Below are 5,166 nucleotides of genomic sequence, written 5' to 3'. Positions count from 1 at the left end.
GGCTCTTTCTTTGTCAATAGAGCTACTCTATTTGCCGTCTTATTCGCCTAATCTAAATTTAATTGAAAGGCTGTGGAAATTTGTCAAAAAGAAATGTTTGTATGGTAAATACTATGAAAACTTTTCTGACTTTTCTTCAGCCATTTATGAATGTTTGAATGATGCCCATTTGAAACATAAAAAAGAACTGGATTCCTTGCTGACTCTACGATTTCAGAAGTTTAATAAATCTCAGATTATGAACGTCTAAAGTATAGTTGATAAAACCCCTATTGAGTTCACTCTGAAAGACCTAGCAAAGGTCTATGATATCAGCAATACTGATTTTAAAATTAGACAACCTACGGCCAGTAGTCGGTACTTGTACAGAAAACCTTGGAATCGTTTTGTCTGGAAACTGGTCAGAAAACTGACAGGGGAATATAAATATTAATTCCACCGCGCTCTGGCTTTGAAAGCTGTCAAATGGCTACTCACTTATGCTGGGACAGCTTGACAGAAGGAAGGGCATTTTAGTAGTCAGCCAAAAGTCTCAGGAAGTATTTAACGGAGCCAGTCTAAATAATTCTTAAACACAATTCTTCTCCGCTCTCCAGAGTGAGAGAGGGGTTAGGGATGAGGGGATTTTACAATTCATTGAGTTTTGCTATACATTAGCCTGTGGTTAAACTTTTATACGGAAAATTTGCCAGACAATCTCCTATGGACTAAACTTTTTAGCCATTCAGGCATAGAGAGAATTGCCATGTATAATAAATTGGCAGCTAAGAGCCAATTGATCATTTCATCAACTAACCAAGGATATAAGAATGGACTTGCGTAAAAGGTTGTCACCATAGCGACTAAAGCCATACTGGAAGGTAAGCTCAATTGATTTTCTTGCTTAATCCAATCCAAAATTTGAGGAAGGGCAAAGATTAGAAAAGTTAATTTGTAATCATAAAGCATGCCAATAACAAGAAAATTTCCTAAATGAATTGCTGCCGCAAGACGGAAGTAATCAATGTATCGACTTTTATCTAAAGATTTGTCCGAATCGGTTGAGACAAAATCCGAACTAAGCCATTCTTTAAAAATTTTAAATTTCGACAATAAAACTCTGGTTAAGATTGACATAGTAAATAAAATCATAATTATATACATCATATATATGATCGTATTTTTAAGATCAGTTTCGCCGCTAGTAAGCTTTGATAGAATATATTTGACTGCACCAAAGAGGACTTTATAGCCAAAACTATACCAAATTCTCCCATCATGAATGCTTGAGATAGTTTTAATCTCCCCTATACTAGCGAGAAAATAAGTAATAAAAGCAGTGGTAAAAATAGCCGACAAGAACAGAAATAGATTTCTTTTTTCTTTAAGAATTACCGCCAGTCCAAAAATTGGAAATAGTTTAACAACCCCCCAAAAAAATATTAATAAATAGGCACACAACCTAAAAATTAATGCTCGGCTATTCTTAATTATTATCAGTCCGACACCAAGCCAAGAATAGATAACAATATCTACGTTGCCGCGTTCCACTAAAAGCATTACCGGTGGTGAGCATAAAATTAGGGCATAAACTACAGCTTCTTGATAATTTAATCTGCCAATAATGATTAAAGTTATCACATAAAAAATTAAAGCAAATAAAACTCCTAAAAATATAGTATCACGCTGCTCTAACCCCAGCCAAGTTAATGAAGACCAACTACTGGGATAAGATATTTGCTTGAAGCAGGAATTATTTATTAGGGAAACTTCGCCTGTCAATCGATCACAATCAAAAGCACCTAATACGGCGGCAAGATCGATAAAAGGGTTTTCAGCCGCAGGAACCCCAAGTCTCCACCAAAACCTGTGATAGGGAACAAAAAAGTTAGCTAGATACAATAACCCAAAATATCCTAAGACTGCGGCAACTACCAAAAATCTGCCATCAATTTTTGATTGCTTTTTGAGCATCTGCTTAATCTGGATATGTATTGAATTTACTATGTCCACTTAGTGCCTCCTGTTATTAAAGGATTGACTATCTGTCAATGACTTGAGTTCGATATAGGACGCTCATTGCGCCGCTAAATGAAAGATTACATTCGGTTGCCATGAAGCGATTAAACGAGCCACTAACTCAGCCTCTCGAATATCCCCTAGATGGTGACTCAAATTTTTAGCTAAGTCTAATTGGTCAAATAAAGCGGGGGTGGTATTGGGAGCTAAACTGAGGCCTTTTACCGCTGCTCCCAGATGGAGTAACCAAAACGCCAGCCAAGACCCCTTAAAGCCAGTATGACCCGTTATAAAGACTTTTTTGCCTGGCCAAAATGCTTTCTTTACCATATTTTCCATCTAGCTTGTCCAGTGTCATAAAGGTGATTGAGCATTTCCATTTCTCGATAAGTATCCATGCACTGCCAAAACCCTTCATGCTTATAGACGGCGAGTTCTCCTAAGGCGGCTAGGGTTCTGAGGGGTTGTGCCTCAAAAGTCGTCGCATCTCCCTCAATTAAATCCAAAACCTTGCGATTTAAGACAAAATACCCCCCATTAATCCATCCTTCAGCCGTTTGGGGCTTTTCTTGGAATTGAGTGACTAAATTACCCTCAATGATTAACTCGCCAAAGCGAGAAGAAGGACGAACCGCCGTCATCGTGGCTAATTTCCCATGGCAGTAATGGAAATCCAACAGATCCGCAATATTCACATCACAAACCCCATCCCCATAGGTGGCCAAAAAGATCTCACTTCCGCTTTGATCTATATAAGGGGTGAGACGTTTAAGACGACCTCCAGTCATGGTTTCCTGTCCCGTATCAATTAACCAAATACGCCAGTCTTCCTCCTCGTGTCCACTATCGAGTTTGGTCACTTTTTTATTGCCTAACTCTAAGAGGACATCACTTTGATTCCAATCATAGCTAAAGAAATAGTCCCGAATCATTTCCCCTTTATACCCTAGACAGAGCATAAAGTCAGTTAAGCCATAGTGGGCATAAGTTTTCATGATATGCCAAATAATCGGTCGATTTCCGATGGCAATCATCGGTTTAGGTCGAAATTCGGTTTCTTCCCGCAGTCGGGTTCCTTTGCCGCCACACAAGATAGCCACGGGAAGGTTAGACTTATAGTCCTTAACTGTTAAACTGACCGATTGTAAGTAGTCGTGCAAAATAAATTTCCTAGTGAAGAAAGGCAAAAGGCAAGAGGCAAGAGGCAAGGAGGGGGTTAGATATGTGTAATTAATTTTGCTTAGGTACTTATCACCATTAGATTATATAGTGAAGGGTCTTGAGAGTGACATCATCTTATCGAGGCAGTTTAACACGAGATTCCCGATTGTGTGCAATATCTGTTTAAAAAAATTTTGGTTGAGCGGGTGTCTCTAGTTTATTGCTAAACAGGCTCTTAAATCTTCTAGCAGTTATCTTCATGGTGAGGTACGAGGTTTTCCTTTTGGGGAGTCGGTCGTCGGCCGGCGATGCCAAATCAGGTTATACTTCATCTTTAACGCTATAATTCCGACCGGGTAGGGCTAGAAATTCGCGCTACCATGGGAAGATAAACATTCGGGGATACGGCCACGAAGCCACCAGACAATTTTAGGATAAAAATACCGACAATTATGGGGAAATCAAGCAATAAAGTCCGAGGAACGGCACTGATTTTAGGGATTCTAGCGATCGCCTTTGCCTTTTTCACTAGGATTGTCAGTATCTTTGAATACGTTACCTTCGATATCGGACCCGATCCCGATCAGATTACCCTTGGTTATCTTTGGATGGATATGTGGAAAGGAAACTTTCCTCAATTGGGACCACCAGGGGGGGGGGAAAATATGGATTCACAATTCCCCCCCTCTATAGTTATTTAGGATTTCCTCTGACAATTTTCAGTACTGCTCCCGAATTTCAAGTCCTTACCAATGGCCTATTCTCTTTTCTATCGATTCCCCTCTTAATCTACTTTGTTTATCAACTTTTAGAAAATGTAGAAGAAGATAAACGCCTTCTCCTGTCCAGTTTAGCAGGATTTTGGTATAGCACGATTTATGCGGACTATTTTATTAATAATTTTTCCTGGGCCCCTAGCCCAATACCCTTTTTCCTGCTCGTTTTTGCTTTACTCTATCGGTTCCAGATGGAAACGACTAAGCCGCTGCTCTATCAGGCTATAGCTTGGATATTCTTCGGGATTACCGTCGCTATATTGGTGAGTTTACACAGCACCACGATGTTAATTATCCCAGCGACTTCTGTTATCGCCTGTCTATGGTTTGTTTATCGAAATCGCAAGAATACTCTTAAATGTCTTTTGCCTTTTCTATCGATTCTCTCGGCAAATCTCGCCTTATTTATGTATTGGCACAGTGAGATAGTTGGGAGATTTGCAAATACGAAAGGGCTGCTGAGAGCGCTCACGGAGAAGGGGACGAGCGGTGAACCATCGAGCAATCTGTTCACTCGTATATTTAAAGCGATTTGGGAAACGGTTTATCTGGGTAATCAAGTATTTTTTTTGAATGACAAAATATCGATTTTCAATGTCGTAGTTTCGGTTATTTTTTTCGGCATTTCTCTATACATAGTCATCAAAAAATATCGAGGCAATAAAACACTGATCGGCTTTTTTGCGATTACTTGGGTAATTTTTATCTACGCTTCCTCTAATTATCCTGATGAGCATTTTTATTCCCATCGTAAAATCCTGCTCTGGTTTGCTCCTATTCTTCTGGCGATCTCTGGTCTGGCCTATCTAAACTTGACTAAGACTTTCCACAGGATCCTCGCTCTAGTTCTAGCAATTATCATCGGCTATTCTATCGCAACTAATCTCTATTTCAATCAACGTTATCTTGCTAGTAAATACGGTTCCGAAAGACTCCTATCCGTGGCCGATACAGTGGAAATTATCAATCAGATTCCGGTCGGTTCAACCCTTTGTGATCCGGCCAAGAAAGGCAAAAGAAAAGAGCATGGTCAGTTTGACATCCTCGCCGCCGTAAAACGGACGGCGATTCCCAAACCTCACGATTTGGGTTTCTGCTTCTTTCCCTTGCGGGGTTCCGCACCTGCCTTAACAGATTTACTCTGTTCTGGTCTTATGGTCGCTCTACAGACTGACACCGCAAGCCCTGCGGCCAAAATATTTTTACTAGCGTTAACATCTCGGTCATGGTG

At 40.0% G+C, this 5,166-nt stretch carries 6 protein-coding genes and 1 pseudogene; 2 read left to right on the top strand and 5 right to left on the bottom strand.

Annotated features, from left to right (window positions below):
* Positions 1-250 (top strand): transposase (locus IM515_RS24715; RefSeq protein WP_287626917.1); only part of this gene is annotated, 250 nt, incomplete at its 5' end.
* 422 nt (positions 251-672) lie between these two features.
* Here the strand turns inward: IM515_RS24715 and IM515_RS24710 are convergent.
* The 4 genes from IM515_RS24710 to IM515_RS24695 form a co-directional block, all read right to left on the bottom strand.
* Positions 673-1,953, bottom strand: coding sequence for a hypothetical protein (locus IM515_RS24710; RefSeq protein ID WP_287626916.1), 1,281 nt, complete (start codon positions 1,951-1,953; stop codon positions 673-675).
* A gap of 102 nt (positions 1,954-2,055) precedes the next feature.
* Positions 2,056-2,328: a GDP-mannose 4,6-dehydratase gene (locus IM515_RS24705; RefSeq protein ID WP_287626915.1), complete on the bottom strand. Its 273-nt coding sequence runs from the start codon at positions 2,326-2,328 to the stop codon at positions 2,056-2,058.
* Positions 2,322-3,158 (bottom strand): glucose-1-phosphate cytidylyltransferase, encoded by an 837-nt coding sequence (gene rfbF, locus IM515_RS24700; protein ID WP_193961327.1) that lies wholly within the window; start codon positions 3,156-3,158, stop codon positions 2,322-2,324. The genes IM515_RS24705 and rfbF overlap by 7 nt, the downstream gene beginning before the upstream one ends.
* A 341-nt stretch (positions 3,159-3,499) precedes the next feature.
* Complete coding sequence (locus IM515_RS24695) at positions 3,500-3,688, bottom strand: hypothetical protein (protein WP_287626914.1); 189 nt, start codon at positions 3,686-3,688, stop codon at positions 3,500-3,502.
* Here IM515_RS24695 and IM515_RS24690 point away from each other — a divergent pair.
* Positions 3,612-3,860, top strand: a complete 249-nt coding sequence (locus tag IM515_RS24690) for a hypothetical protein (RefSeq protein WP_287633223.1) — start codon at positions 3,612-3,614, stop codon at positions 3,858-3,860. The genes IM515_RS24695 and IM515_RS24690 overlap by 77 nt on opposite strands.
* A gap of 1,153 nt (positions 3,861-5,013) precedes the next feature.
* On the opposite strand, the pseudogene IM515_RS24685 reads toward IM515_RS24690, so the two are convergent.
* Positions 5,014-5,166, bottom strand: a pseudogene (locus IM515_RS24685) (RNA-guided endonuclease TnpB family protein); the annotation flags it as partial.

This window comes from Microcystis sp. M44BS1 (assembly GCF_020244875.1).
GTDB classification, from domain to species: Bacteria; Cyanobacteriota; Cyanobacteriia; order Cyanobacteriales; family Microcystaceae; genus Microcystis; species Microcystis panniformis.
The sequence above is the reverse complement of the archived record's forward strand: the minus strand, read 5'-3'. Positions and strand labels throughout refer to the sequence as shown.